Below are 21,952 nucleotides of genomic sequence, written 5' to 3'. Positions count from 1 at the left end.
GCCGTACGGGCCGGCTCGGTCGATTAGGTGATTCGTACGGATGGCTATATGCTTCCCGAGCGCCGTCTTCGAGCGGGCTCGAAGCGGTGACCAGGGGCTATGGCGCAGTTGGTAGCGCGCCTCCATGGCATGGAGGAGGTCTGGGGTTCGAATCCCCATAGCTCCACCCACCTCGAAGGCCGCTTCCGGAGCGTCGGAAGCGGCCTTTGGCGCCGTGGGTGACCGGCCGGTCACTGGCTGGGGATGACCGGCGGGCCCTCGCTGGCCTGCACCAGGACGAACCCCTGCCCCTGGAAGGCGAGCTGCATGGCCTCGCCGCTGCCCCGGCCGATCAGCGCGCCGGCCTTGAAGGTCCGGTTGACGCCCACGTGCAGGCCGGCGCTCCAGCACACGGCCGACTGGCCGTCGGCGTAGGTCGGCGCCTGGGCGGCGTCGAGCAGGACGGGCGTGCCGTGCGCGGTGACCGCGACCCAGCCGGTGCCCTTGAGGGTCATGTTGAACAGGCCGCCGGCCGCGACGCCCGCGCCCTGCACCCGCTGGATGTCCCAGGTGAGGTGGGCGTCCATGGCGAGCAGGTTGCGGCCGTTGACGGTGAGTGCCTCGTTCTCCAGATAGAACAGGTGGATGTCGTCGGCGTTGTCGGCGAGGAACAACCTGCCCTGCCCCGTGACGCGCATGAGCGGCGCGCCCTCACCCGTCACCATCTTCTTGAACATCTTGCCGACGCCGCCGCCCTCGTAGCTGAAGTCCATCTGGCCCTGGAAGGCCACCATGGAGCCCTGGCGGGCGAGCACCTCCGGAGGCAGGTGGACGACGAGCATCTTGGAGTTCTGCAGGGCGAAGGTGCCGGGCACCTGCTGGGAGTCCAGGTTTCCGAAGAGCGCGCTGCGCATGTGGCCCCATTCCGCTGATGACGGTGTACACGGTGAGGACGTACGGGCGGGGGCCTCGGGTTCCCCTTGGCGGGGAGGCGCAGGTCACGCCGGGACGTGGTGCCGCAGCCGCAGCTCCTCCGGGTACGGGGCGAGGAAGGTCTGGGCGCGGACGTAGGCGGCGGCAGGTCCCTCGGCCTCGGCGTCGTGCCGCAGCAGCGTCGCCGGTACGCTCAGCGGCACGATCCCGGCCCGGTACGCCTCGATGACCTCCAGCAGGTGGTCGCGGCGGGACCGGTCGAGCGGGACCATGCCCAGCAGGTGGTGCAGCACGTTGACGTTCCGGCCGGGGCCGGCCTTCCTCGACAGCGCGGTGCGGAACGCCTCGGCGTAGTCCGCGGCCAGTTCGGCGGGCCGCCGCGCTCCCGCCCGGGCCACCAGGGCGCCCGCCGCGCGGTAGCCGACCGGGTCGTGCGCGAGGAGCTGCATCTTGTGCCGGGCGTGGAAGCCGACGAGGTCGCGCGGCCGCCAGCCGCCGGACAGCAGCTCGCGCAGCCGGGCATGGGCGAAGACCCGTTCCGCGAACGCCTCGCGCAGCACGGCGTCGTTCAGCCTGCCCTCGTCCTCCACGGGCAGCAGCGGGTGCGCGTCGACGATCCGGGCGGCGAACACGCCTCGACGGCGCCGGTCGACGGGCGGGCCGTCGGCTCCGGGGTAGAGCGGGATGCCGTGGACGCCGCAGGTGGGGCTGCGCGACTTGAAGACGTAGCCGTCCACGTCGAGCGAGGCGGCGCGGGCCGCTGCCAGGGCGGTCATCCGGTCGGTGAGGTCGGCGCGGGTGGTGCGGGTCATCAGGCGCGGACCGGCGGCGGAGCGCTCCAGCCGCAGCGTCTCGCGCGGCGTGCCCAGCCCGGCCTCCATCTCGGGACAGATCGGCACCCAGTCGACGTGCGGGTCGAGCGGGCCGGACAGGAAGCGGTCCCGGCTGTGGCCGCCGTTGTAGCGGACGGGCTCGCCGATCAGGCAACTGGACACCGCCACCCTGGGCCTGGTCATGCCGGCTCCAGCAGGCCGGACAGCCGGTGCAGGCCGCGGGCGGTCCGGGCCTTCACCGTGCCGAGCGGCACGCGCAGCCGTTCGGAGATCTCGCGCTGGGTGAGCTGGCCGTAGTAGGCCAGCTCGATGGCCTGCCGCTGGGCGGCGGGCAGCTCGGACAGCGCCCGGTGGACCAGGTCGCGCCGGGCCAGGCCATCGCTGTCGGCCCGGCCGTCGTCCCCTGCGGGCTCGCCGACGGCCTCCAGCGGGACCGTGGCCGGGCGGCGGGCGCGCAGGTGGTCCACGGCCCGCTTGTGCGCGATGCCGAGGAGCCAGGCCTGCGGGCTGCGGGCCGGGTCGTAGCGGTGCCGGGACTGCCAGGCCTCCAGGAAGACCACCTGGGTCAGGTCGTCGATGTCCGCGGTCGGAACGAAACGCCTCAGGTACGAGCGGACCAGCGGTGCGTGGGTGCGGTAGCACGCGGTGAGCGATTCCATCGCCCCCTCCTTCCACGGATAACCTCTTCAAAACTTATTCAACGCCTTCCGCGTGAGACCGGGCAACCAAGGGCGGGGAGATCAGTCCAGTGTCGCGGTGATCCGGGCGACGGCGTCCGGCAGCGAGTCCACCCGGACGGCCTTGCGCGGCAGGCCGGAAGCCCAGCCCGGGCCGCCGACGACGAGCCGGGCGGGCGGGCGGGACGCCGGCAGAGCAGCCAGCGGCGCGGGGTCGCCGGTGGCCGGCGTCTGCGACCAGACGAAGACGACCGCGGGCCCGAGGCGGCGCATCGCGTCCGCCAGCGCCGGGTACGGGGTGCGGGCGCCCAGCACTCGGCAGTCCACGTCGCGTTCGCCCGCCAGCGCCGCGGCCAGCGCGTGGACCGGCAGGCTGTGCTGCTCGTCCTCGGCGCAGGCCAGCAGGACCGGACGGGGGTTCACCGGATGGTCGGGGCGGGCCCCCAACGGGAGCAGGGCCGCCAGCAGCCGGTCGGAGAACAGGTGCTCGACGTCCACGCCCGCGCCGGTCTCCTCCTGCCGGCGGCAGATCGTCGCGAAGACCGGGCGGACCAGCCGTTCCCAGGCGCCCACGACGCCGAGCCGGGTCAGCGCGGCCGTCAGGCCCTCGGCCACGGTGCGGCCGTCGAGGGCGTGCGCGGCGCGGGCCAGCATGGCGGCCGACGGCACGTGGGGCCCGAGAACCTCGGGCGGCGCGGCCTTCGAGGAGTGCTCCGACGGGGCGGCCGTCGGGGAGGTCTCGGGCGGGGCGGCTTTCGAGGGGGTCTCGGGCGGGGCGGCCTCGGCCGGGACGCGGAGGCGCAGGGCCTGGCGGGCGGCGTCGGCGGGCGGGACGCCCGCGTGGATGAGCCGGTTCATCTCCTCCAGGCGCGCCAGGTCGGCCCGGTCGTAGCGGCGGTGCCCGCCGGGGCTGCGGCGGCTCGGGCCGATGCCGTAGCGGAGGTTCCAGGTGCGCAGCGTGGGGGCGGGCACGCCGAGCCGCCGGGACACGGCGCCGATGCCGTACCCCGGCTCCTCCTCGGTGGTCACCGAGCCGGTCTCCTCCACGCGGTGCGCCCCCTCGCGTTGCTCCTGGTCATTCTTCCGGACGCCGCCGCCGGGCGGTTGCATCCGGGTCAAACCGGCCACCCGTGAGATCACGGAACCGTTACGGCAAGTTGGGGCAACGATGATCTTTCTGCGAGGGTTGGCCCATGGACCCATGCCGCCAGGAGGACGTCACCGTCCGCGGGTTCGCCTCGGGCGACGAGGCGGCCCTGGTCGAGAGCTGGAACCGCAGCATGCCGGCCGACCCCACCACCCGCGCGTGGCTGCGCGAGTGCGTGCTGCTCGACCCGAACTTCGACCCCGACGGCCTGCGGGTGGCCGTCGTGGACGGGCGGGTGGCCGGATGCGCGTACGCGGTGCGCAGGCTCGTCCCCATCGCGCCCGGCGCCGACCTGGAGCCCGGGACCGGCTGGATCCCGTTCTTCTTCGTCGTGCCGGAGCACCGGGGACGTGGGCTGGGGCGGAGACTGCTCGACGAGGCGGTGGCGTTCCTGACGGCGCACGGCAGGACGCGGGTGGACTTCGCCTGCTACACGCCGCACTACGTGCTGCCGGGCATCGATCCGCAGCTCTATCCGGGCGGGCTGGGGCTGCTGCGCCGGGCGGGGTTCGAGCGGCTGTACTCGCCGGTCGCCATGGACCGCACGCTCGTGGGCTACCTGACGCCGGACGACGTGCACGAGCTGCGGGCCAGGCGGGAGGGTGAGGGGTACGCCTTCCGCGCGCCGCTGGACGGCGAGCTGCCGGAGCTGGTCAGGTTCGCGGCGAGCGCGTTCAGCCCGGACTGGGGTGAGGCGATCAGGCGCCATCCGAACCCGGACCGGCTCATCATCGCAGAAAAGGGCCGCATAGTGGGATTTGCCGCCTACGGGGCCTATCGCGGGATTCCTGAGCGGTTCGGGCCGTTCGGCGTCGATCCGGCGGAGCGCGGCTCCGGGCTGGGCAAGATCCTGCTCCACCTGACCATGGCGATGATGCGCGCCGAGGGGCTGCACTCGTCGTGGTTCCTGTGGACGGGGGAGACCAGCTCCGCTGGGCACCTGTACGCGCGGGCGGGCTACGGCGTCACCCGGCGCTTCGACGTCATGCGGTGGCAGGGCGGCTAGCGTCACCGCCATGGCGGCGGGCCACCGCCGCGGCCGTCACCGCGATCGCGCGGCGCAGCTCGTCCGGCTCCAGCACCTCGGCCTCGGCTCCCAGCCGCAGGAACTCGCCCGTGGCGTGGCCGACCGACTCGATCGGCACGGTCACCCGGGTCCAGCCCTCGGCGTCCGGCGGCGCGGCGCTCGCCCTGGCCGCGGCCACCACACCGGGCGTCATGAGGTTGCCGAGCAGCTCCAGCCCGCGTGCAGACAGCCGCACCACCGCCTCGCCCCGGCGCAGCCGCTCCTCGAACTCGGCCAGGTACGCCTGCCAGTAGCCCGCCAGGTCGAACCCGGCGGGCCGGGTGAAGCGCTCCTGGAGCGGGTGCAGGGCGAGGATCTGAGAGACCCGGTAGGTGCGCACGTGGCGATCGGACCGGGCCACCAGATACCAGCGCCCCGCCTTGACGACCAGCCCGTACGGCTCCAGCCGCCGCTCCACCTCCTGCGGCGCCCGCCAGCGGCGGTATCTCACCTGAAGCACCCGATCGTTCCACACCGCGTCGGCCACGGCGGGCAGGTGGCTGACCGGCTCCTGGTCGCGGTACCAGGTGGGGGCGTCCAGGTGGAAGCGCTCCCGGACACGGCCCGCCCGGTCGCGCAGCTCCACGGGCAGCGCGGCCATCAGCTTGAGCTGCGCGGCGGTCACCACCGCGCCCAGGCCCAGCTCGGCGGCCGGGCCCGGGAGTCCGGCCAGGAACAGTGACTCGGCCTCGTCGTTCGTCAGCCCGGTCAGCCGGGTGCGGTAGCCGTCGAGCAGCCGGTAACCGCCGCTGGGGCCGGCGTCGCCGTACAGGGGGATGCCGGCGGAGTGCAGCGACTCGACGTCTCGATAGATCGTCCGGACCGAGACCTCCAGCCGGTCGGCGAGCTCCCGGGCGGTCATGCGCCCGCGCGTCTGCAGCAGCAGGAGGATCGAGACGAGCCGGGAAGCGCGCATTCCACTGACACTACCTGTCAGTGACCCCGGCCTACGGTCTCCCCATGAACGACTTCGACTTCTTCATCGGCGCCTGGAACGTCCTCAACCGCAGGCTCGTCAAACCGCTGTCCGGCAGTGACGAGTGGGACGAGTTCCCCGGCACCACGATCAGCACCCGGCACTTCGACGGGGCGGCGAACTTCGACGAGATCGTCTTCCCCACCAAGGGCTTCTCCGGGCTGACCCTCCGCCTTCACGACCCGGCCACCGGACTGTGGTCGATCTACTGGGCGAGCAGCGCGCGGGGCGTGCTCGACCTGCCACCCATGGTCGGCCGCTTCGACGGGCCCAGGGGCGAGTTCTACGCCGACGACTCCCACGAGGGCACGCCGGTGCGCTGCAGGTTCGTCTGGACGGTGCACGGACCGGACTCCTGCCGGTGGGAGCAGGCCTTCTCGGTGGACGACGAGCGAACCTGGGAGACCAACTGGACCATGGACTTCACCCGCGCGTGACCACCCGGCCGCTCAGGAGGGCTGGGGCGGATGCTGCCGGCCGGGCTGCTGCGGGGGCTGCGGGTACGGGTAGGGGGGCGGTGGGGCCTGCGGCGGCTGCCAGGCCGGCTGCCGCGGGTCCGGGGCAGGTCCCGAGCCCGGGGCCCGGCTCGGGGGGCGGCGGGCGATCACGGCCCAGATCAGCAGCCCGGTGCCGACGACGGTGAGCAACGTCTGGAGCGCGTTCTCGGCCAGCAGGACGACCGTGAGGGACTGCGAGCCCACGGCATCGGCCACCATGGGCAGGGTGAAGCTGCGCACGACGCCCAGGATCAGACCGATCAGCAGCACCACGCAGCCCCACAGGCCCAGCACGGCCGCCGTGCCGTGCTCCCTCCGGCCCCGCGCCATGAGGATGACGCCCACGACCAGCAGGACGGCGACGGCCAGGCTGAGCAGGACGTTGACGAGGGTGTAGGCCATGCTCACATCAACCGCCTCCGGTAGAGATCCACCGACGGTACGTTACGCACCCCGGCCGTACTCCGCCACACGTGAGCGGCGGGCCCGACATATGAAATGACTCACCATCGTCAACGGCGGTCGACGTTCGGTGACGATGAATGGCCGAGTTGCGACCGCCCGACCGGGGGCTTATTCTCGCGGCTCATGAGAATCCGCCCTTTATCGGTGCTGGCCTGTGCCGCACTGATCCCCCTCGCGAGTCCGGGCGCGGCCGCGGCGCAGACCGCCTACCCCGTCAAGAACGCCACCCTCACCAAGAACGCCCTGTACGGGGCGGGTGCCCTGCCCACCACGACCTGCGCCGAAAAGAAAGTGCGGGCCAATGACCGCGTTTCGGCCAAGGCGTATCTCGACGGCATTGTCGAGTGTCTTGACGCCACGTGGCAGCAGCACCTCACCGGTGCCGGGCTGCCGTTCAAGAAAATTCGCGTGAAGCACGTCACCAAAACGCCGAAGAAGTGGTGTGGATTCATCACGGGCAAGTCGAACTCGCAGGCCTACTACTGCGGGAACAACAACACTCTCATGATCCAGCTCGGCAGGTCGTGGCTGAGCGAGCCGCACGACCTGTGGCTCGCCTACGTGGCCTCGTCCATGTACGGCATGCACGTGCAGAACCAAAGTGGCATCAGCGCCGCGTACGACAAGCTGTCGTACCGCAGCACGGCCGAGGACATGGAGCAGACGCGGCGCCTGAACCTCCAGGCCGAATGCCTGGGTGGCGCCTTCCTGAAGAGCGTCTGGCCGCTGGACGGCAGGCACTCCAGGGACTGGCAGCAGCTCCTCGGCCTCATGGACGGCGACGGCTGGTCCGGCAAGACGTCCAGCATCAAGGCGTGGCTGAGGGCCGGGTATGCGACGGGTGACCCGGGCTCGTGCAACACGTGGGTCGCGTCCTCCACGAAGGTCGCCTAACACCATATTTCCTGATTTCTGGGTCTTCTCAAGGTGAGCGTGGCTCGTTACGTTCGGGCAGCGCGCATGGATCCACGGGAGCGGCGCGCCCGCCGCTCCCGCTGAGCACTCCTTCGTCCCCACCCCAGCGGAGGACCCATGAAGCAGCTCCACGCCCTCCTGGCCGCTCTCGCGCTGGTCGTCGCGCTGACCCCGGCGACGCCCGCGAGCGCGGCGACCTCCCTCGCGGCACCACCCGACATCCCGCTGGCGAACGTCAAGGCCCACCTCGCCCAGCTGCAGACGATCGCCAACGCCAACGGCGGCAACCGCGCCCACGGCCGGCCCGGCTACCTGGCCTCCGCCACCTACGTCAAGGACAGGCTGGACGCCGCCGGCTTCACCACCACGCTCCAGGCGTTCACCTACAACGGCGCCACCGGCTACAACGTCATCGCCGACTGGCCCGGCGGGGACCCCGGCGACATCGTCATGACCGGCGCCCACCTGGACAGCGTCACCGCCGGGCCGGGCATCAACGACAACGGGTCGGGGTCGGCGGCGATCCTGGAGGTGGCGCTGGAGGTGTCGCGGCAGGCGCTGCGGCCGACCAAGCACCTGCGGTTCGCCTGGTGGGGCGCCGAGGAGCTGGGCCTGCGCGGCTCGCGGCACTACGTGAACACCCTCCCCGCCGCCGAACGCGCCAAGATCAAGGCGTACCTGAACTTCGACATGGTCGGCTCGCCCAACGCCGGCTACTTCGTCTACGACGGTGACGACTCCGACGGCGTCGGCGCCGGGCCGGGGCCCGCCGGCTCCGCCGAGCTGGAGCGGGTCCTGCAGTCGTACTTCACCTCGATCGGCGTCCCCACCCGGGGCACCGACTTCGACGGCCGCTCCGACTACGGCCCGTTCATCAGCGCGGGGATCCCCGCCGGCGGCACGTTCACCGGCGCGGAGGGCACCAAGACCAGCGCCCAGGCGCAACTGTGGGGCGGCACAGCGGGACAGGCGTTCGACCGGTGCTACCACCGCTCCTGCGACACGACGGCCAACATCGACGACACGGCGCTGGACCGCAACGCCGACGCCGTCGCGCACGCCGTGTGGACGCTCGGCACCGCCGTGCCGCCGCAGACGGTGTGGGCCGACACGTTCGAGACCGGCACGCCGGCCTGGACCGCCGACCCGGACGGCACCGACACCGCGACCAGCGGCCAGTGGGAGCGCGGCGACCCCGAGCCCACCAGCTCCAGCGGCGCCAAGCAGCTCGGCACCACCGTGAGCGGCGTGAACGCCCTGGTCACCGGGCGGCTCGCCGGCTCCGGCGCGGGCGCGCACGACGTGGACGGCGGCACCACGTCGATCCGGTCGCCGGAGATCGCGCTGCCGTCCGGCGGGCCGCTGCGGCTGACCCTGGCCTGGTATCTCGCGCACGGCAGCAACTCTTCGAGCGCCGACTTCCTCCGCGTCCGGATCGTCGGCGGTGGCGGCGCCACCACGGTGCTCAGCCAGGCCGGCGCGGCCACCGACCGTGACGGCGCGTGGAGCACCGCCACGGCCGACGTCTCCGCCTACGCCGGGCAGAGCGTCCGCATCCTCGTGGAGGCCGCGGACGCCGCCACCGCCAGCCTGGTGGAAGCAGGCGTGGACGACGTGACGATCACTCGCCCGTAGCGACCGCCCCTGTGCCGGTTCACCGGCGCGGCAGCGCACCGACACGTGGGAGTACCGATGAGCGGCAGCCGCCGCTGGGGCCGGTCCACCAGCACCCGCGAGGCGCTGCTCCGCGCCGCCCGCGACGTCTTCCCGGCCAGAGGGTACGGCGAGGCCACCGTGGCCGACATCGTCCAGGCGTCGGGCATCAGCGTGGGCAGCATCTACCACCACTTCGGCGGCAAGCCGGGCCTGTTCCTCGCCCTGTGGGAACAGTTCGTGCGCGCCCAGCAGGAACGCACCTCCCGGGCGGCCAGGGCGGCCGGGAGCAGCGGTGAGCGGTTCCTCGCCGGGGCGCGCGCCTACCTCGAAGGCTCGTGGGAGGACCGCGATCTGGCCCGGCTGTTCCTGGAGAGCGACGGGCCGGCCGAGTTCGACGCGCTGCGCCGGCAGCGGGGGTGGGACTGGATCGGCGGCAACAAGCGGCTGCTCGGTCTGGACGACACCCGGCGCAGCCACGTGCTCGTCGTGCTGCTGACGACCATGATGCGCGAGGCGGGCCGCGAGGTCGCCGTCTGCGAGTCGGCGCGCGAGGCGGCGGAGACCATCGACGAGGCGATCCGGCTGGTCAGGCGGGTGCTGCCGCCGCCCGCCGGGTGACGGTTCACGGCTCCAGGGCCCGCAGGTGGTCGGCGGCCTCGGCGAGGTGGTCCTCGGTGAAGACGCGGATGCCGTTGGCCTCCAGCAGTGCCGTGGTGACCCCCTGCCCGGCGGTGCGCCGTCCCTGGAACGTGCCGTCGTAGACGGTCAGCGCGCCGCACGACGGGCTGCCCTCCTTCAGCACCGCGAGCCGTATCCCGAACGACCGCGCGACCGCGAGGGCCGCCCGCGCGCCCGCCAGGAACTCCGCCGTCACGTCGGAGCCGTCGGCGGCCAGCACGCGGGCCGCGCCCGCCAGCACCGCGGCGCCGCCCGCGCCGCCCTCGATCTCGGCGGCCGGCCGCGGCGTCGGCAGCCCGCCCTCCACCTCGGGGCAGAACGGCACCAGCCGGCCCTCCTCGCGCCAGGCGGCCAGGCGCGCGTCGGCGCTCGTCCTGGCGCCGCCGTCGTAGCGCACCCGCCGGCCCATCAGACACGCGCTGACCAGGATCCTCTCCACACCTTCGATCCTACGGGCGGCCACGCGACGTGACCCCGCCGACGTGATCCCGCCGGGCAGGACAGCGTCGGCGGGATCAGGGGGCGGCCCCCGCGGACGATAGCCTTTGCGCTGATGAACACCACCGTCGCCACGATCGTCATCACCGGGTCGCTGCTGCTCGCGCTGGCGAGCCTCGTCACGGCGATCCGGGACCGGGCCATGGGCATGATCCTGCTCGTCGGCTTCGCGCTGCTTGAGGTGGCCGTGCTGGTCCAGGCCGGCATCGTGATCGCGGCCGTCGCGGGCGGCGAGGGCGCCGGCGTGTCCAGGGGCACGCTCTTCGGCTATCTCGGTGGCCAGGCCCTCATCCCGCCCGCCGGGGTCTTCCTGGCGCTGGCCGAGCGCAGCCGGTGGGGCTCGGCGATCCTCGCCGTGGCCGGATTCGCGATCGCGGTGATGACGGCGCGGCTGCTGCAGATCTGGCAGGGCGTGGCGTGAGCGTGCCGTCGCTGGGCACCGGGCCGGGCCGCGCGCTGGTCGCCGTCTACGGGCTGTTCGCGCTGGCCGCCGGGGCGCGGGCCACGGTGCAGATCGTCACCAGGTTCGAGGAGGCGCCGCTGGCCTACTCGCTGTCGGCGTTCGCGGCGCTGGTCTACGTGCTGCTCACCGTCGCGCTGGTGCGTGGCGCGCGGCGGCTCGCGCTGGCGGCGCTGTTCGTCGAGCTGGCGGGTGTCCTCGTCATCGGCACGGCCAGCCTGCTCGACCCGGCCGCCTTCCCCGAGGCGACCGTGTGGTCGGCGTACGGCAAGGGCTACCTGTTCATTCCGCTGGTGCTGCCGCTGGTCGGCCTCTACTGGTTGCTGCGCCGACGTTAGAGGCGGATCCGGCGGGGCAGTCAGCATTGCCATGAGTACGATCGAGCATTCCGTAGACGTCAACGTTCCGATCAGGGTCGCCTACAACCAGTGGACCCAGTTCGAGAGCTTCCCCGAGTTCATGGAAGGCGTCGAGTCCGTCAAACAGCTAACCGACACGCGCACCCACTGGATCACCGAGATCGCGGGGGTCAGGCGCGAGTTCGACGCGGAGATCACCGAGCAGCATCCGGACGAGCGCATCGCCTGGCACTCGACCGACAAGCCGCGCCAGGCCGGTGTGGTGACGTTCCACCGGCTCAACGACGAGACGACCAAGGTCACGCTCCAGATGGAGTACGACCCCGAGGGCTTCCTCGAGACGGCCGGTGACTGGCTGCAGCTCGTCCGCCTGCGCGTCCGTGGCGACATGGAGCGTTTCAAGACGTTCATCGAGTCGCGCGGCGGCGAGACCGGCGCCTGGCGGGGCGACGTGCCCGGCCCGCACCAGCACGGCTCCGGCTACGACGCCGGCGGCGCCGTGCCGCCCGGCACCGGTGGGAACGTGCCTCCCGGGACGGTCGGCGGTCCGGACCTCACGCCCGGCGGCACTCCGGGTGGCGGCTCCACGCTGCCCCCGCCCGGCCCGATCCCCACGCGGGACGAGCCGCCGCAGGGTCCGCGCCCGGTTCTCTAGCCGCTGAGAGGCGCGTCACATCAGGCGCGAAGAGCCCCCGAGAAATCGGGGGCTCCGCCATGTGCCAGGAATAAAACACCATTTAGGGCCTGTTAGCATGCGAGTCATCCCATGACCCCATGACCGAAGGATTGACTCCGCATGACTGCGCTCGCCCCCGAGTCCAGGGACCGGACCAGGCCCTTGGCCTGGCTCCTCGTGCTGGGGATCGTCCTCGCGGCCCTGAACCTGCGCACCGCCGTCACCAGCGTTGGACCGCTGCTGGACCAGCTCGCCGGCGCCCTGGGCATGACCAGCGTCGGCACCGGGCTGCTCACCACGCTCCCCGTGCTGGCGTTCGCCACGGTCGGCGCGGTCACGCCCGCCCTGGCGCTCCGGATCGGCGAGCACCGCCTGCTGCTGCTCGCGCTCGTCACGCTCGGCGTGGGGATGCTCGTGCGGTCGGTCGTCGGCTCGGCGACGGTCTTCCTGCTGAGCAGCGCGCTCGCCCTGTCGGGCGGCGCCGTGGGCAACGTGCTCATCCCGACGCTGATCAAGCGCCACTTCCCGGCCCGGACCGGGGTCATGACCACCGTCTACACTACCTCCCTCGCCGCGGGCACCATGCTGGCGGCCGCCGCCACGGTGCCCATCGAGCGGGCGTCGGGCGACTGGCACATCGCGCTCGGCGTGTGGGCCGCGCTGGCCGCCGTCGCCGCGGTCCCGTGGCTGGGGCTGCTGCGCAGCGAGCCCGAGCGCGGCGACGCCCGGCGGGGCACCGGTCTGCGCCGGCTCGCCCGCAGCAGGCTCGCCTGGATGGTCGCCGTGTACTTCGGCACCCAGTCCACGATCGCGTACGTCATGTTCGGCTGGCTGCCCACGATCCTCACCGACGCCGGCTACAGCACCGGGCAGGCCGGAGTCATCCTCGGCGTCTTCACCGCCCTGAGCATCCCCATCTCGATCCTGGTGCCCCTGGTCACCGCGCGCTTTCGCGACCAGCGGCCCGTCGTGGCCGGCCTGGTGGCGTTCTACGCGGTGGGGTTCCTCGGGCTGTGGTTCGCGCCCCCCTCGACCGCGATGGTCTGGGTGGTGCTCGTCGGGGTCGGCATGGGCTCGTTCCCGCTGGCGCTCATGATGCTGGCGCTGCGCACCCGCACCGCCGAGACCACGGCCGCGCTGTCCGCCTTCGGGCAGAGCGCCGGCTACCTCATGGCCGGCGCCGGGCCGCTCGCCGTCGGCGTGCTGCACGACCTGAGCGGCGGCTGGGCGCTGCCGTACGTCCTGCTCTTCGCCGTCCTGGCCGCGCAGCTCTACACCGGCCTGTACGCGGGACGGGACCGGTTCCTCGAGGACGAGCGCGACGCGAAGCCGCGCGACTTCGCCGGTGCTGGCAAGATGGCGGCGTGAACTCGACAGTCGTCACCTTCCCGAACGGTCATGTCACCGGCCGGTCGGACATCGTCGGGGTCGTGCCGGTGGGGGCCCGGCACGGCCTCGTCGTCGCCGAGACCCCGTTCCACCCGCTCGACCACACCTGGCCCGACCAGCCGGCCGACCTGGGCACGCTCGGCGGGCTCCCCGTCGTCGACTGCGTGACGGGCGCCTGGACAGAGCAGGAGGGCCTGCGCCTGGGGCCGGACATCCCCGTACGGCGCGGCGCCGAGGGCTGGCAGTGGCTGGTCGTGCACGTCACCGACACCCCGCTCCCGGTGGGGGAGACGGTGGACCTCGTGGTCGACGCCGGTCGCCGGGCGGCGCTGTCGGCCGGGCACACCGCCTGCCATCTCGCCGCGCTCGCCCTGAACGCCGCCGTCGCCGGGCACTGGCGCAAGGAGGCCACCCGAGACGGGCTCGGGCACCCGGACTTCGACCAGGCCGCGATCACCTCCTCTCGCATCACGCCGTACGGCAGCGTGGACGTCTACCGGCTCGGCAAGTCGCTGCGCAAGAAGGGCTTCGCGGGCGACGAGCTGGACCTCGACCGGGTGGCCGCGGACGTGAACGAACGGCTCACATCCTGGGTGGCCGCCGGGTCGCCCGTCCGGATCGACGTGCCCGGCCCCCTCCTCGCCGCCCGCCGTACCTGGCACTGCGCGCTGCCCGAGGGGGAGGTGTCGATCCCGTGCGGCGGCACGCACGTCACGCGCACCTCCGATCTGGGCGCGGTCACCGTCGCGCTGTCCCGCGAGGAGGCGACCCTCACCATGCGCACCACCGCTACGCCCTGACCGGCCGACCGCCTCCGGATGCCTGTCAGCATGTGTTGACAAGCGGGTGCTTGTCAGTTCATGCTGACAGCATGAACGCCACCGAGCTGGCCCGCGCGGCCGGTGACCGCGACCCCGGCGTCGGGCTGGCCGCGGTCGCGGCCCTCAGGACGCTGCTGGAGGAGCTCGAAGCCGCGCACGTTTCCAACGCCCGCTCCCAGGGCTGGTCGTGGGAGCAGATCGCCGAAGCGCTCGGGGTGAAACGGCAGTCCGCCCATCGCAAGCACGCCCGCCGCATCGGAAGGTGACGCACGTGTTCACCAGATTCACCGAGCCCGCCACACGGACCATGGTCAGGGCCGGCATGCTGGCCCTCGACGCCGGCCGGCCCACCCTGAGCACCGACCTGCTGCTGCTCGCGCTCGCCGAGACCCGGCCGTTCGCCCTCGACGCGTTCACCGCCACCCCGGAGGCCGTCCGCGGCCACGTGGACACCGGCGACGCCCACGCGCTGCTCGCCACGCTCGGCATCGACCTCGCCGAGGTGCGCCGGCGCATCCGCCCCGGCACCGGCGATCCCACCCGCTGGCGCCTGACCCGCTCGCGGCTGAGGCCGCTGCGGGTGACCCTGTACGGGCCGCTCGGCGCGATCCCGCTGGCCATGCACGCGCGCAAGGCCGTCGAGGTGGCGCAGGCGCTGCGGCGGCCCGGCCCGGTCACGGGGGAGAGCCTGCTGTGGGGCCTGCTCGCCGACGGCTCGAACGGCGCCGCGCGCATTCTGCGCGCCACCGGCGTGGACCTGTGTGCGCTCGTCCGCGAGACCGGCATGCCGGTACGCCGCGCGGCCTGAAGCCGTCGTGAAGACAGTCGTGAAGACAGCCGTGAAGAAAGCGGGCGGGCGCGGGCAATAACGGTGTCCGTTGCCCGACGAAAGGCACCTCCCGCATGAGACTCAGCAGGGGTCACCCTCCGGATCCCGTTCTGCCGGACCCCGTCTTCACCCCCCGGCTCGGCACGGGTGGCGCCGGATCACCCCACGACACCGACGCCGAGGTGATCCTGCGCTCCCTCGGCGACCCCGAGGGGTTCGCCGAGATCTTCCGCAGGCACTTCACGACGATCCACCGCTACGCCGCCGCCCGGTTGGGCGCCGCGGCGGACGACGTCGCCGCTGAGACGTTCCTGGCGGCGTTCCGCCAGCGGGAGCGCTACGACACCACGCGCCCGGACGCGCGGGCGTGGCTGTTCGGCATCGCCACCAACCTGATCCGGCGTCATCACCGCGACGAGGCACGCCTCTACCGGACGTGGGAACGGGCGCGCGACGCCTCCCTCCTCGACGCCGGCACGCGGTCCGAGGGCTCCGGCGACCAGCAGCGCCGCCTCTCGGCCGCTCTCGGCGCCCTGCGGCCGGGCGACCGGGACGTGCTGCTGCTCGTCGCGTACGGCGGGCTCAGCTACGTCGAGGTGGCCGACGCGCTCGGCATCCCCGCCGGGACCGTCGGCTCCCGGCTGAACCGGGCACGCAAGCGGGTTCGGGACATCCTGCGCTCAGACGGACGACGCGACGGAGGCCGTGACGATGGATGAGATGAAGCTGCTCCGCGACCGCGCCGGAGCCCAGCCGGAGCCGCCCCCAGAGGTCGTGGCCGCCGCCCTCGGCCGGCTGCTCGCCGAGACCCGCGAACCGTCCCCGCCCCCGTCGGCGAGTCGCCCCGGATGGTTCGCCCGGCCGGTCCGACGGGCGAGGGCGGGCACGACGCGGTCCCGCATGACCAGGGGCGTCATGGCGACGGTCGCCCTGGCCATGGTCGTCGTCGCGGGCATGGCGGCCGTGGCCGCGCGGGACTCCGGCGACGAGGGGCACATGATGATGGCGTACACGGGAGCCGGGTCGCTGCCCGCGTGGCGGGAAGGGAACCCGGAGATAGTCGTGTGGTTCTGCGGGGACGACTCGTACTGGCCCAACTGCGGAGGCCGCGGCCTCCCCGAGGGCGACGGCCCGCCGGAGGCCGTCGGCACCGGGAAGGCGGCCACGCCACAGCAGGTGGCGGCCGCGCGGCAGGCGCTCGCGGCCATGCCGCAGGTGCAGGCGGTCACCTTCGTCACCCGGCAGGAGCGCTACGACCGTTTCCGTCGCCACTACCCGCCGCCCAAGATGGCCACGGTCACCGCGGCCGACATGTCGGAGTCGTTCGAGGTGAAGCTGAAGCGGGACGCCGACGCGGGAACCGTCCTCGACGCGGCCGGGCGGCTGCCGGGGATGTCCTTCGCGATCGACCTTGAGTGCTCGATGCGGGGCTTCCTGCACAGGCTGTTCGCGGGCGGGGACGAGTGCCGTTCGAAGCCCTGATCGGGGGCGGGCGGGTCGCCGCCGGAGGGGATCGCGGCGTGGCACGCGGGTGCCGGGATTCCGGTACACTTGGCGACGGCTCGCGGGGCTATGGCGCAGTTGGTAGCGCGCCTCCATGGCATGGAGGAGGTCTGGGGTTCGAATCCCCATAGCTCCACCGAAGTCGAAGGCCGTCTCTGGTTCTCGGAGGCGGCCTTTCGCGTGCCCGCCCGCAGGGTCGTGCGGCAACCGCCTCGGTTCCGCGACACCTCTGGTCAGGGCCTCCGCCCCTGGTGGCCGGTTCGTGAGCATCGACTCGTGACTTCGTCGATCGGACAGCCGATCATGTTCATGAGGGACGGACGGGAGGGCGAGGTTTGAGGCGGCACAGGGTGTACGCGGACGAGACGTTCACCGGCCCGGGCGGTGCGCTCCGGCGTGCCGTCGGGACCCGGACCCGCCGCTGGGCAGTGGCGATCACCGTGCTGGCCGGCCTGTCGGCCGCCGTCGCAGTGACCACGGTGGCGAGGCCCGCCGAGCTGACCTTCGCCACGCTCTCGCACCTCGTGCAGAGCCTGATGTCGGTCATCGTGCCGTGTCAAGGCATCTGGCTGGCTCACGACCTGCGGCGGGCGGGCCGCACCGTCAGGGTCCTGCCGACCCTGACGGCAGGGATGCTGCTGGCTGCCGCCATCGGCGTGGCCGGGGTCCTGATCTGTGCCACCACGCTCGTGGTCGCCCCCGGCGCCGCCGCCCAGAACCCGTGGCGCCACGCCGGGACCGTCGTGGTGGGCAGCGTGCTGGTGCAGGTCGTCGCCGGGTTGGTCGGCACCGGGCTGGGCCTGCTGTTGCGGTCATCCGTCGTCGCGTTCTCGGCCAGCATCGTGCTGCCGATGGGTTTGTGGTTCGTGCTGGGCGCCGTGGACGGCTTTCGTCCTGCCCAGGCCTGGCTCGCCCCGTACGCCACGGTCCAGAACCTGCTCTCCGGGCAGATGAGCGCGATCATGTGGGCACAGTGGATCGCCGTCTTCCTGCTCTGGGGTGTGGGCCTGAACGCCATGGGCGCGGCGTGGCTGAAGCGGTGGCGGCAGGGAGACGAGTGATCCCGGGCGTGACCGCGCGCTGCGCGCCGGCCGGCACCGGATCGCCCGGCGCGCATACCGTCTCCGCCTATTTGGCGAAATGTCACTCCGGTAACACCTGTCGCGCATAGCGTGGCACGCGCCCTTTGCCCGCCCCTCCGTGAGGAGACGTGATGTTCCGTCGAGCCCTCGGCGTGCTGGTCGCCGCAGGCGCCCTGCTGCTGCCGGTGACCCCCGCCGCGGCGACGACCCGCGGCGCCGAGCCACTCGCCCGCGCCCACGCCCACAACGACTACGAACACGAACGCCCCCTCCTCGACGCGCTCGACCATGGCTTCACCAGCGTCGAGGCCGACATCTACCTCGTGGACGGCGAACTGCGCGTCGGGCACGACCCGGAGGATCTGCGGCCGGGCCGTACGCTCCAGTCGCTCTACCTCGCCCCGCTGGCCCGCCGCGTCCGCGAGGGGCACGGGCGGGTCTACCCCCGCAGCCGCCAGAGGCTCCAACTGCTCGTCGACATCAAGAACAACGGCGCCGCCACCTACACCGAACTCGACCGGGTGCTGCGCTCGTACCGCACGATGCTCACCGCCTACCACCGCGGCAAGGTGAAGCCCGGCGCCGTGACGGTGGTCGTCAGCGGGGACCGGCCGCGCGACCTGATGGCCGCCCAGCGCGACCGGTACGCCTTCTACGACGGCCGGCTGGGCGACCTGGGACTCGGCGGGGCCTCGCTGATCCCGCTGATCAGCGACAACTGGACCAACCACTTCACCTGGCGCGGCGAGGGCGAGATGCCGCAGGCCGAGCGGGACCGGCTGCGGGAGATCGTCCGGACCGCGCACCGCGACGGGCAGCGGGTGCGCTTCTGGGCCACCCCCGACACGGCCGGGCCCGCACGCGAGGCGCTCTGGCGGGAGCTCGTGGCGGCGGACGTGGATCACATCAACACCGACGACCTGGCCGGCCTCCAGCAGTTCCTGCGCGTCCACGACCGCGACCGCCGCGCAGCCGGCGCCCCGGAGGAGGCCGATGGCGCCGCCCGGTCGGTCGGCACGGACGGCGAGCACCGCCAGGCGGACGCGGCCGCCTAACGGACGCGGCCGCCTAACGGACGCGGCCGCGAACCGTCGGGGTCCTCCGGCGTGAGCGTCGGTAGATCTTTTGCTCGGCGCGCCACACAGAGGGTATGAGCGACTACATTTCTTGGATGCGTTATGCCCCTTTTGTCCTGGTTGTGGCTACGTCGCTGTCGGTCGTCGCCACGCCCGCCTCGGCCATCACCAACGGTCTGGCCGACGGTGAGGCCCACCCGGAAGTGGGGGCTCTCGTCGCCGAGCGGCCACACCCGGACAACACCTGGACGTACTGCACCGGCACGCTCGTCTCGCCGACGGTCTTCCTCACGGCCGCGCACTGCGGGGAGCGCGGCCAGAAGACGGCCAGGGTCACCTTCGCCAGCCGGTACGAGCCCGGGAGCAAGCTCTATACGGGCCGGTACATCCCCGACCCGCGGTTCAGGATGAAGTCGGATCTGCACGACATGGCCGTGGTCGTCTTCGACAGGCCCGTCCCGGGCATCCGGCCCGCCCAGTTGCCGCCGCCGGGCATGCTCGATCGCCTTGAGGCGGAGGGCAAACTGGCGTCCGCGCGTTTCACGCCCGTCGGGTACGGCTCCCTCGCCCCCACCGGGAAGGCGCGCCGGGAACGGTTCCGCTTCACCGACACCCGCCGCAGGGCGTCCATCTCGTTCAAGGACCTGTCGCCCCGATGGCTGGATCTGTTCATGACGTCCAAGGGGGACGGCAGCACCTGCACCGGCGACTCGGGTGGCCCCAACTTCCTGGGCGGACCCGACTCGCACCTCCTCGTGGCCACGTCGATCAGCGGAGCCGACGAGGCCTGCAGGGGGATCAACTACGACTACCGCCTGGACAGCGCCTCGGCCCGGCGCTTCCTCGGTGCGTACGTCACCCTTCCCGGCGCCGCCCGTGCTGATGAGTCGGTGCTGATGGCTCGCTGACCTGCGACTATGCGGCTCCGGACCCGGGCCGGGACAGCTCCAAGATCTCTGTAAATCGGCAGCCTGCAACATGGCAAGTCTGTCCGTTTTATTGTGATATTGGTTTCTCTATCCCCTTCATGGGCATGTGGCGATCGGCTGGTGACGGCCAGCCGGTGCTCGACACAGTGGGGAGCGACGTCATGAATGACCGGGCCAGAGTGGCGCTGGCCCTCGCCGCGGGCTACTACCTCGGGCGGCGCCACAAATTGCGCTTGGCGACAGTCCTGGCAGCAGCCGGAGTCGCTCGCAACCTGCGCAAGGGCGACAGCGGCGGGCTGCTGAAGCACGGGATCAAGCTGCTCGGCCAGTCCCCTCAGATGGAGGAGATGACGAACCGGCTGCGCGGGGAGCTCATGGAGGTCGGCAAGGCCGCGGCCGTCGCGGCGACGAGCAGGCAGCTCGAGACGCTGACCTCAAGACTCCACGAGCGTGCCGAGTCGCTGCGGCAGCCCGGCGAGGCCGAGGGCGGCCGGGCCAGGGGCGAGGAAGACGAGTACGACGAGGAAGACACCTACGACGAGTACGAGGAAGAGCCGGAAGAGGAGCCCGAGGAGAAGCCCAAGCCCCGCGCGAAGAGCGCCAAGAGCGCCGGCAAGCCGGTAACCCGGGCCCGGCGTCCCGCTGCCGGCACGAGCCGGACAGGGAGGTGACCTGGCATGGCTGAGGTGACGAAAGCGGCCGGGTCGGCGCGCAGGGCCGCGGGTCAGGCCGCGGGCCGGGGTCGGCAGGCCGCGGGTCGAGGCCGGCAGGCCGCCGGCAGCGCCGCGGACAAGGGGCGGCAGGCCGCCGACGAAGGTCAGAAGCTCCTGCCGGACGGGCTCACGAGCCAACTCGGATCAGCGTTGCAGAGCGTCGCCCTGGCCCTGGCCGAGCGGGCGCTGTCCTCCGTGACGGACAAGGTCGAGGGCGTCACCGACCGGCTCACCGACTTCGCCGAAGGCAACGGCGACGGCGGCGGTGGCAACCTGCTGAGCGCGCTCACCGGCTCCGACAAGAAGCCCGGATCGATGATCGCCGGGGCCGCGACGGGCGCGTTCAAGGGCGCGGTCGGCAGCCTGTTCAAACGCGGCAAGAGCGGCAAGGGCGGCAAGAAGCTCAAGCTGACCAACATCGTCGAGGCCGTCGACGTGGGAGCGCCGCGCCGCGTGGTCTACAACCAGTGGACGCAGTTCCAGGACTTCCCGCAGTTCATGAAGAAGGTCGAGAAGGTCAACCAGGAGTCCGACGAGAAGCTGACGTGGAAGGCGCAGGTCTTCTGGTCGCACCGGGAGTGGAAGTCGACGATCCGCGAGCAGGTGCCCGACGAGCGGATCATCTGGCGGTCGGAGGGCGCCAAGGGCTACGTGGACGGGGCCGTGAGCTTCCACGAGCTCACGCCGGACCTGACCCGCGTGGTCATCGTCCTGGAGTACCACCCGCAGGGACTCTTCGAGCGCACCGGCAACCTCTGGCGTGCGCAGGGCCGGCGGGCCCGCCTGGAGCTGAAGCACTTCGAGCGGCACGTCATGGCCCACGTCATGCTCCATCCGGAGGACATCGAAGAGGGCGGATGGCGCGGCGAGATCCGTGACGGCGAGGTGGTCAAGGACCACGAGACCGCCGTGAACGAGGAGCGCGAGGCCGAGGAAGGCGAGGAAGGCGAGGAAGGCGAGGAAGGCGCCGGCGAGGAGCAGCCGGCGGACGAGGCCGAGGACCGCGTGGAGGCGGGTGGCGAGGAGGAGGAGCCCGAGGAGGGCGAGCGCGCCGAGGTGAGCGACGAGGAGGAGGAAGAGGAGGAGCCCGAGGAGGAGGAAGAAGAAGAGGAAGAGGAACCGGGGGAGACCGCCGAGGCCGAAGAGGAGGAAGAGGAGGAAGAGGAGGAGCCGGAAGAGGAAGAGGAGGAGCCCGAAGAGGAGAAGCCGCGCCGCGGCCGTGCCGCCGCCCCGGCCGCCCGAGGCAGGAGCCGGAGCCAGGGCGCCGAACGTCCGGTGCGACGGCGCCGCGCCGAGGCCGAGGAGGAGGCGCCTGCACGCCGCAGGACGGGGAGCCGTGGCCGGTGACGCCCGCGCCGATCGAGGAGTGAACACATGACTGTGCAACCCGCGTCGTCCGGCGGGGCAGTGGCCCAGCGACCCTCTGCCTCGGGACTGGCCGACGTGATCGACACGATCCTGGACAAGGGGCTGGTGATCGACGCCTACGTGCGGGTCTCGCTCGTCGGGATCGAGTTGCTGACCATCGACGCGCGCATCGTGGTGGCCAGCGTGGACACCTATCTCCGTTTCGCCGAGGCCGTGAACCGGCTGGACCTCGCCGAGACGGGCAGCTCGCAGGGACTGCCCGAGCTGATGCAGAACATGACCAAGAGCGGCGCCACCGGCAAGAGCAAGGGAGCCGTGCAGGGCGTCCTGGAAGCGGCCGGCGACAAGCTGCAGGACATCGTGGGTGAAACGGCCCCGGACTCCGAACGGGGGTCCGCCCGGGGGCGGCGCAAGGGGGAGGGCTGAC

Annotated in this window: 27 protein-coding genes and 2 tRNA genes; 22 read left to right on the top strand and 7 right to left on the bottom strand. The window is 72.4% G+C overall.

Going from position 1 to position 21,952, the window contains the following annotated elements; translation table 11 throughout:
- Positions 1-93 precede the first annotated feature (93 nt).
- Positions 94-166 (top strand) — tRNA-Ala (locus tag ACGF0J_RS26950).
- 64 nt (positions 167-230) lie between these two features.
- On the opposite strand, the gene ACGF0J_RS26945 is transcribed toward ACGF0J_RS26950, so the two are convergent.
- The 4 genes from ACGF0J_RS26945 to ACGF0J_RS26930 form a co-directional block, all read right to left on the bottom strand.
- On the bottom strand, positions 231-893 hold the full coding sequence (locus ACGF0J_RS26945) for an AIM24 family protein (protein ID WP_393149920.1): 663 nt from the start codon (positions 891-893) through the stop codon (positions 231-233).
- An 84-nt stretch (positions 894-977) separates the two neighbouring features.
- Positions 978-1,928 (bottom strand): YbgA family protein, encoded by a 951-nt coding sequence (locus ACGF0J_RS26940; protein WP_393149918.1) that lies wholly within the window; start codon positions 1,926-1,928, stop codon positions 978-980.
- On the bottom strand, positions 1,925-2,404 hold the full coding sequence (locus ACGF0J_RS26935) for an RNA polymerase sigma factor (RefSeq protein ID WP_393149916.1): 480 nt from the start codon (positions 2,402-2,404) through the stop codon (positions 1,925-1,927). The genes ACGF0J_RS26940 and ACGF0J_RS26935 overlap by 4 nt, the downstream gene beginning before the upstream one ends.
- A gap of 81 nt (positions 2,405-2,485) precedes the next feature.
- A complete protein-coding gene (locus ACGF0J_RS26930) occupies positions 2,486-3,532 on the bottom strand; it encodes a MerR family transcriptional regulator (RefSeq protein ID WP_393149966.1) in 1,047 nt (348 codons plus the stop codon).
- Positions 3,533-3,615: 83 nt separating this feature from the next.
- On the opposite strand from ACGF0J_RS26930, the gene ACGF0J_RS26925 reads away from it, so the two are divergent.
- Positions 3,616-4,575 carry a GNAT family N-acetyltransferase gene (locus ACGF0J_RS26925; protein ID WP_393149914.1) on the top strand — a complete coding sequence of 320 codons (960 nt, stop codon included), beginning with the start codon at positions 3,616-3,618 and terminating at the stop codon, positions 4,573-4,575.
- Here the strand turns inward: ACGF0J_RS26925 and ACGF0J_RS26920 are convergent.
- Positions 4,553-5,551 (bottom strand): helix-turn-helix transcriptional regulator, encoded by a 999-nt coding sequence (locus ACGF0J_RS26920; RefSeq protein WP_393149912.1) that lies wholly within the window; start codon positions 5,549-5,551, stop codon positions 4,553-4,555. The two genes, ACGF0J_RS26925 and ACGF0J_RS26920, sit on opposite strands and share 23 nt — an antisense overlap.
- A gap of 44 nt (positions 5,552-5,595) precedes the next feature.
- On the opposite strand from ACGF0J_RS26920, the gene ACGF0J_RS26915 reads away from it, so the two are divergent.
- Positions 5,596-6,048, top strand: a complete 453-nt coding sequence (locus ACGF0J_RS26915; RefSeq protein WP_393149910.1) for a hypothetical protein — start codon at positions 5,596-5,598, stop codon at positions 6,046-6,048.
- A 12-nt stretch (positions 6,049-6,060) separates the two neighbouring features.
- On the opposite strand, the gene ACGF0J_RS26910 is transcribed toward ACGF0J_RS26915, so the two are convergent.
- Positions 6,061-6,516 (bottom strand): hypothetical protein, encoded by a 456-nt coding sequence (locus ACGF0J_RS26910; RefSeq protein ID WP_393149908.1) that lies wholly within the window; start codon positions 6,514-6,516, stop codon positions 6,061-6,063.
- A gap of 180 nt (positions 6,517-6,696) precedes the next feature.
- Here ACGF0J_RS26910 and ACGF0J_RS26905 point away from each other — a divergent pair, with 180 nt between their 5' ends.
- From ACGF0J_RS26905 to ACGF0J_RS26895, 3 genes are all read left to right on the top strand, one after another.
- On the top strand, positions 6,697-7,467 hold the full coding sequence (locus ACGF0J_RS26905; RefSeq protein WP_393149906.1) for a neutral zinc metallopeptidase: 771 nt from the start codon (positions 6,697-6,699) through the stop codon (positions 7,465-7,467).
- Between the two features lie 138 nt (positions 7,468-7,605).
- Entirely contained in the window at positions 7,606-9,123 is a 1,518-nt protein-coding gene (locus ACGF0J_RS26900; RefSeq protein ID WP_393149904.1) for a M20/M25/M40 family metallo-hydrolase, read from the top strand.
- 57 nt (positions 9,124-9,180) lie between these two features.
- Positions 9,181-9,762, top strand: a complete 582-nt coding sequence (locus ACGF0J_RS26895; RefSeq protein WP_393149902.1) for a TetR/AcrR family transcriptional regulator — start codon at positions 9,181-9,183, stop codon at positions 9,760-9,762.
- A gap of 4 nt (positions 9,763-9,766) precedes the next feature.
- Here ACGF0J_RS26895 and ACGF0J_RS26890 read toward each other — a convergent pair whose 3' ends face one another.
- Positions 9,767-10,261, bottom strand: a complete 495-nt coding sequence (locus ACGF0J_RS26890; protein WP_393149900.1) for a DUF523 domain-containing protein — start codon at positions 10,259-10,261, stop codon at positions 9,767-9,769.
- A 114-nt stretch (positions 10,262-10,375) separates the two neighbouring features.
- On the opposite strand from ACGF0J_RS26890, the gene ACGF0J_RS26885 reads away from it, so the two are divergent.
- From ACGF0J_RS26885 to gvpJ, 16 genes are all read left to right on the top strand, one after another.
- Complete coding sequence (locus ACGF0J_RS26885) at positions 10,376-10,741, top strand: hypothetical protein (RefSeq protein ID WP_393149898.1); 366 nt, start codon at positions 10,376-10,378, stop codon at positions 10,739-10,741.
- Complete coding sequence (locus ACGF0J_RS26880; RefSeq protein WP_393149897.1) at positions 10,738-11,118, top strand: hypothetical protein; 381 nt, start codon at positions 10,738-10,740, stop codon at positions 11,116-11,118. Before ACGF0J_RS26885 ends, ACGF0J_RS26880 begins: the two co-directional genes overlap by 4 nt.
- A 31-nt stretch (positions 11,119-11,149) precedes the next feature.
- Complete coding sequence (locus ACGF0J_RS26875; protein ID WP_393149895.1) at positions 11,150-11,794, top strand: SRPBCC family protein; 645 nt, start codon at positions 11,150-11,152, stop codon at positions 11,792-11,794.
- A gap of 141 nt (positions 11,795-11,935) precedes the next feature.
- Positions 11,936-13,183 (top strand): CynX/NimT family MFS transporter, encoded by a 1,248-nt coding sequence (locus tag ACGF0J_RS26870; protein ID WP_393149893.1) that lies wholly within the window; start codon positions 11,936-11,938, stop codon positions 13,181-13,183.
- Positions 13,180-14,004 carry a metal-dependent hydrolase gene (locus tag ACGF0J_RS26865; RefSeq protein WP_393149891.1) on the top strand — a complete coding sequence of 275 codons (825 nt, stop codon included), beginning with the start codon at positions 13,180-13,182 and terminating at the stop codon, positions 14,002-14,004. Before ACGF0J_RS26870 ends, ACGF0J_RS26865 begins: the two co-directional genes overlap by 4 nt.
- A 71-nt stretch (positions 14,005-14,075) precedes the next feature.
- Positions 14,076-14,291: a helix-turn-helix domain-containing protein gene (locus tag ACGF0J_RS26860; protein ID WP_393149889.1), complete on the top strand. Its 216-nt coding sequence runs from the start codon at positions 14,076-14,078 to the stop codon at positions 14,289-14,291.
- Positions 14,292-14,296: 5 nt separating this feature from the next.
- Positions 14,297-14,833, top strand: a complete 537-nt coding sequence (locus ACGF0J_RS26855) for a Clp protease N-terminal domain-containing protein (protein WP_393149887.1) — start codon at positions 14,297-14,299, stop codon at positions 14,831-14,833.
- A gap of 95 nt (positions 14,834-14,928) precedes the next feature.
- Positions 14,929-15,573 (top strand): RNA polymerase sigma factor, encoded by a 645-nt coding sequence (locus tag ACGF0J_RS26850; RefSeq protein ID WP_393149885.1) that lies wholly within the window; start codon positions 14,929-14,931, stop codon positions 15,571-15,573.
- Complete coding sequence (locus ACGF0J_RS26845) at positions 15,566-16,336, top strand: permease-like cell division protein FtsX (protein ID WP_393149883.1); 771 nt, start codon at positions 15,566-15,568, stop codon at positions 16,334-16,336. The genes ACGF0J_RS26850 and ACGF0J_RS26845 overlap by 8 nt, the downstream gene beginning before the upstream one ends.
- Before the next feature lie 84 nt (positions 16,337-16,420).
- A tRNA-Ala gene (locus tag ACGF0J_RS26840) sits at positions 16,421-16,493 on the top strand.
- Positions 16,494-16,692: 199 nt separating this feature from the next.
- On the top strand, positions 16,693-17,418 hold the full coding sequence (locus ACGF0J_RS26835; protein WP_393149881.1) for a hypothetical protein: 726 nt from the start codon (positions 16,693-16,695) through the stop codon (positions 17,416-17,418).
- A 152-nt stretch (positions 17,419-17,570) separates the two neighbouring features.
- Complete coding sequence (locus ACGF0J_RS26830; RefSeq protein ID WP_393149879.1) at positions 17,571-18,494, top strand: phosphatidylinositol-specific phospholipase C/glycerophosphodiester phosphodiesterase family protein; 924 nt, start codon at positions 17,571-17,573, stop codon at positions 18,492-18,494.
- Between the two features lie 143 nt (positions 18,495-18,637).
- Entirely contained in the window at positions 18,638-19,423 is a 786-nt protein-coding gene (locus tag ACGF0J_RS26825) for a trypsin-like serine protease (RefSeq protein ID WP_393149877.1), read from the top strand.
- 182 nt (positions 19,424-19,605) lie between these two features.
- On the top strand, positions 19,606-20,115 hold the full coding sequence (locus tag ACGF0J_RS26820; RefSeq protein WP_393149875.1) for a hypothetical protein: 510 nt from the start codon (positions 19,606-19,608) through the stop codon (positions 20,113-20,115).
- Positions 20,116-20,121: 6 nt separating this feature from the next.
- Positions 20,122-21,504: an SRPBCC family protein gene (locus ACGF0J_RS26815; RefSeq protein WP_393149873.1), complete on the top strand. Its 1,383-nt coding sequence runs from the start codon at positions 20,122-20,124 to the stop codon at positions 21,502-21,504.
- Positions 21,505-21,531: 27 nt separating this feature from the next.
- Positions 21,532-21,951 carry a gas vesicle protein GvpJ gene (gene gvpJ / locus ACGF0J_RS26810; RefSeq protein WP_393149871.1) on the top strand — a complete coding sequence of 140 codons (420 nt, stop codon included), beginning with the start codon at positions 21,532-21,534 and terminating at the stop codon, positions 21,949-21,951.
- Position 21,952 lies beyond the last annotated feature (1 nt).

This window comes from Nonomuraea sp. NPDC047897, assembly GCF_043204415.1.
Classification (GTDB): Bacteria; Actinomycetota; Actinomycetes; order Streptosporangiales; family Streptosporangiaceae; genus Nonomuraea.
Note: the sequence above shows the minus strand (reverse complement) of the source record. Positions and strands in the feature narration are given on the sequence as shown.

Coding starts and splice junctions, on each gene's coding strand:
- ACGF0J_RS26945 (WP_393149920.1), bottom strand. CDS start 893: ATGCGCAGCGCGCTCTTCGGAAACCTGGACTCCCAGCAGGTGCCCGGC.
- ACGF0J_RS26940 (WP_393149918.1), bottom strand. CDS start 1,928: ATGACCAGGCCCAGGGTGGCGGTGTCCAGTTGCCTGATCGGCGAGCCC.
- ACGF0J_RS26935 (WP_393149916.1), bottom strand. CDS start 2,404: ATGGAATCGCTCACCGCGTGCTACCGCACCCACGCACCGCTGGTCCGC.
- ACGF0J_RS26930 (WP_393149966.1), bottom strand. CDS start 3,532: ATGCAACCGCCCGGCGGCGGCGTCCGGAAGAATGACCAGGAGCAACGC.
- ACGF0J_RS26925 (WP_393149914.1), top strand. CDS start 3,616: ATGGACCCATGCCGCCAGGAGGACGTCACCGTCCGCGGGTTCGCCTCG.
- ACGF0J_RS26920 (WP_393149912.1), bottom strand. CDS start 5,551: ATGCGCGCTTCCCGGCTCGTCTCGATCCTCCTGCTGCTGCAGACGCGC.
- ACGF0J_RS26915 (WP_393149910.1), top strand. CDS start 5,596: ATGAACGACTTCGACTTCTTCATCGGCGCCTGGAACGTCCTCAACCGC.
- ACGF0J_RS26905 (WP_393149906.1), top strand. CDS start 6,697: ATGAGAATCCGCCCTTTATCGGTGCTGGCCTGTGCCGCACTGATCCCC.
- ACGF0J_RS26900 (WP_393149904.1), top strand. CDS start 7,606: ATGAAGCAGCTCCACGCCCTCCTGGCCGCTCTCGCGCTGGTCGTCGCG.
- ACGF0J_RS26895 (WP_393149902.1), top strand. CDS start 9,181: ATGAGCGGCAGCCGCCGCTGGGGCCGGTCCACCAGCACCCGCGAGGCG.
- ACGF0J_RS26885 (WP_393149898.1), top strand. CDS start 10,376: ATGAACACCACCGTCGCCACGATCGTCATCACCGGGTCGCTGCTGCTC.
- ACGF0J_RS26875 (WP_393149895.1), top strand. CDS start 11,150: ATGAGTACGATCGAGCATTCCGTAGACGTCAACGTTCCGATCAGGGTC.
- ACGF0J_RS26870 (WP_393149893.1), top strand. CDS start 11,936: ATGACTGCGCTCGCCCCCGAGTCCAGGGACCGGACCAGGCCCTTGGCC.
- ACGF0J_RS26860 (WP_393149889.1), top strand. CDS start 14,076: ATGAACGCCACCGAGCTGGCCCGCGCGGCCGGTGACCGCGACCCCGGC.
- ACGF0J_RS26850 (WP_393149885.1), top strand. CDS start 14,929: ATGAGACTCAGCAGGGGTCACCCTCCGGATCCCGTTCTGCCGGACCCC.
- ACGF0J_RS26845 (WP_393149883.1), top strand. CDS start 15,566: ATGGATGAGATGAAGCTGCTCCGCGACCGCGCCGGAGCCCAGCCGGAG.
- ACGF0J_RS26830 (WP_393149879.1), top strand. CDS start 17,571: ATGTTCCGTCGAGCCCTCGGCGTGCTGGTCGCCGCAGGCGCCCTGCTG.
- ACGF0J_RS26820 (WP_393149875.1), top strand. CDS start 19,606: ATGAATGACCGGGCCAGAGTGGCGCTGGCCCTCGCCGCGGGCTACTAC.
- ACGF0J_RS26815 (WP_393149873.1), top strand. CDS start 20,122: ATGGCTGAGGTGACGAAAGCGGCCGGGTCGGCGCGCAGGGCCGCGGGT.
- gvpJ (WP_393149871.1), top strand. CDS start 21,532: ATGACTGTGCAACCCGCGTCGTCCGGCGGGGCAGTGGCCCAGCGACCC.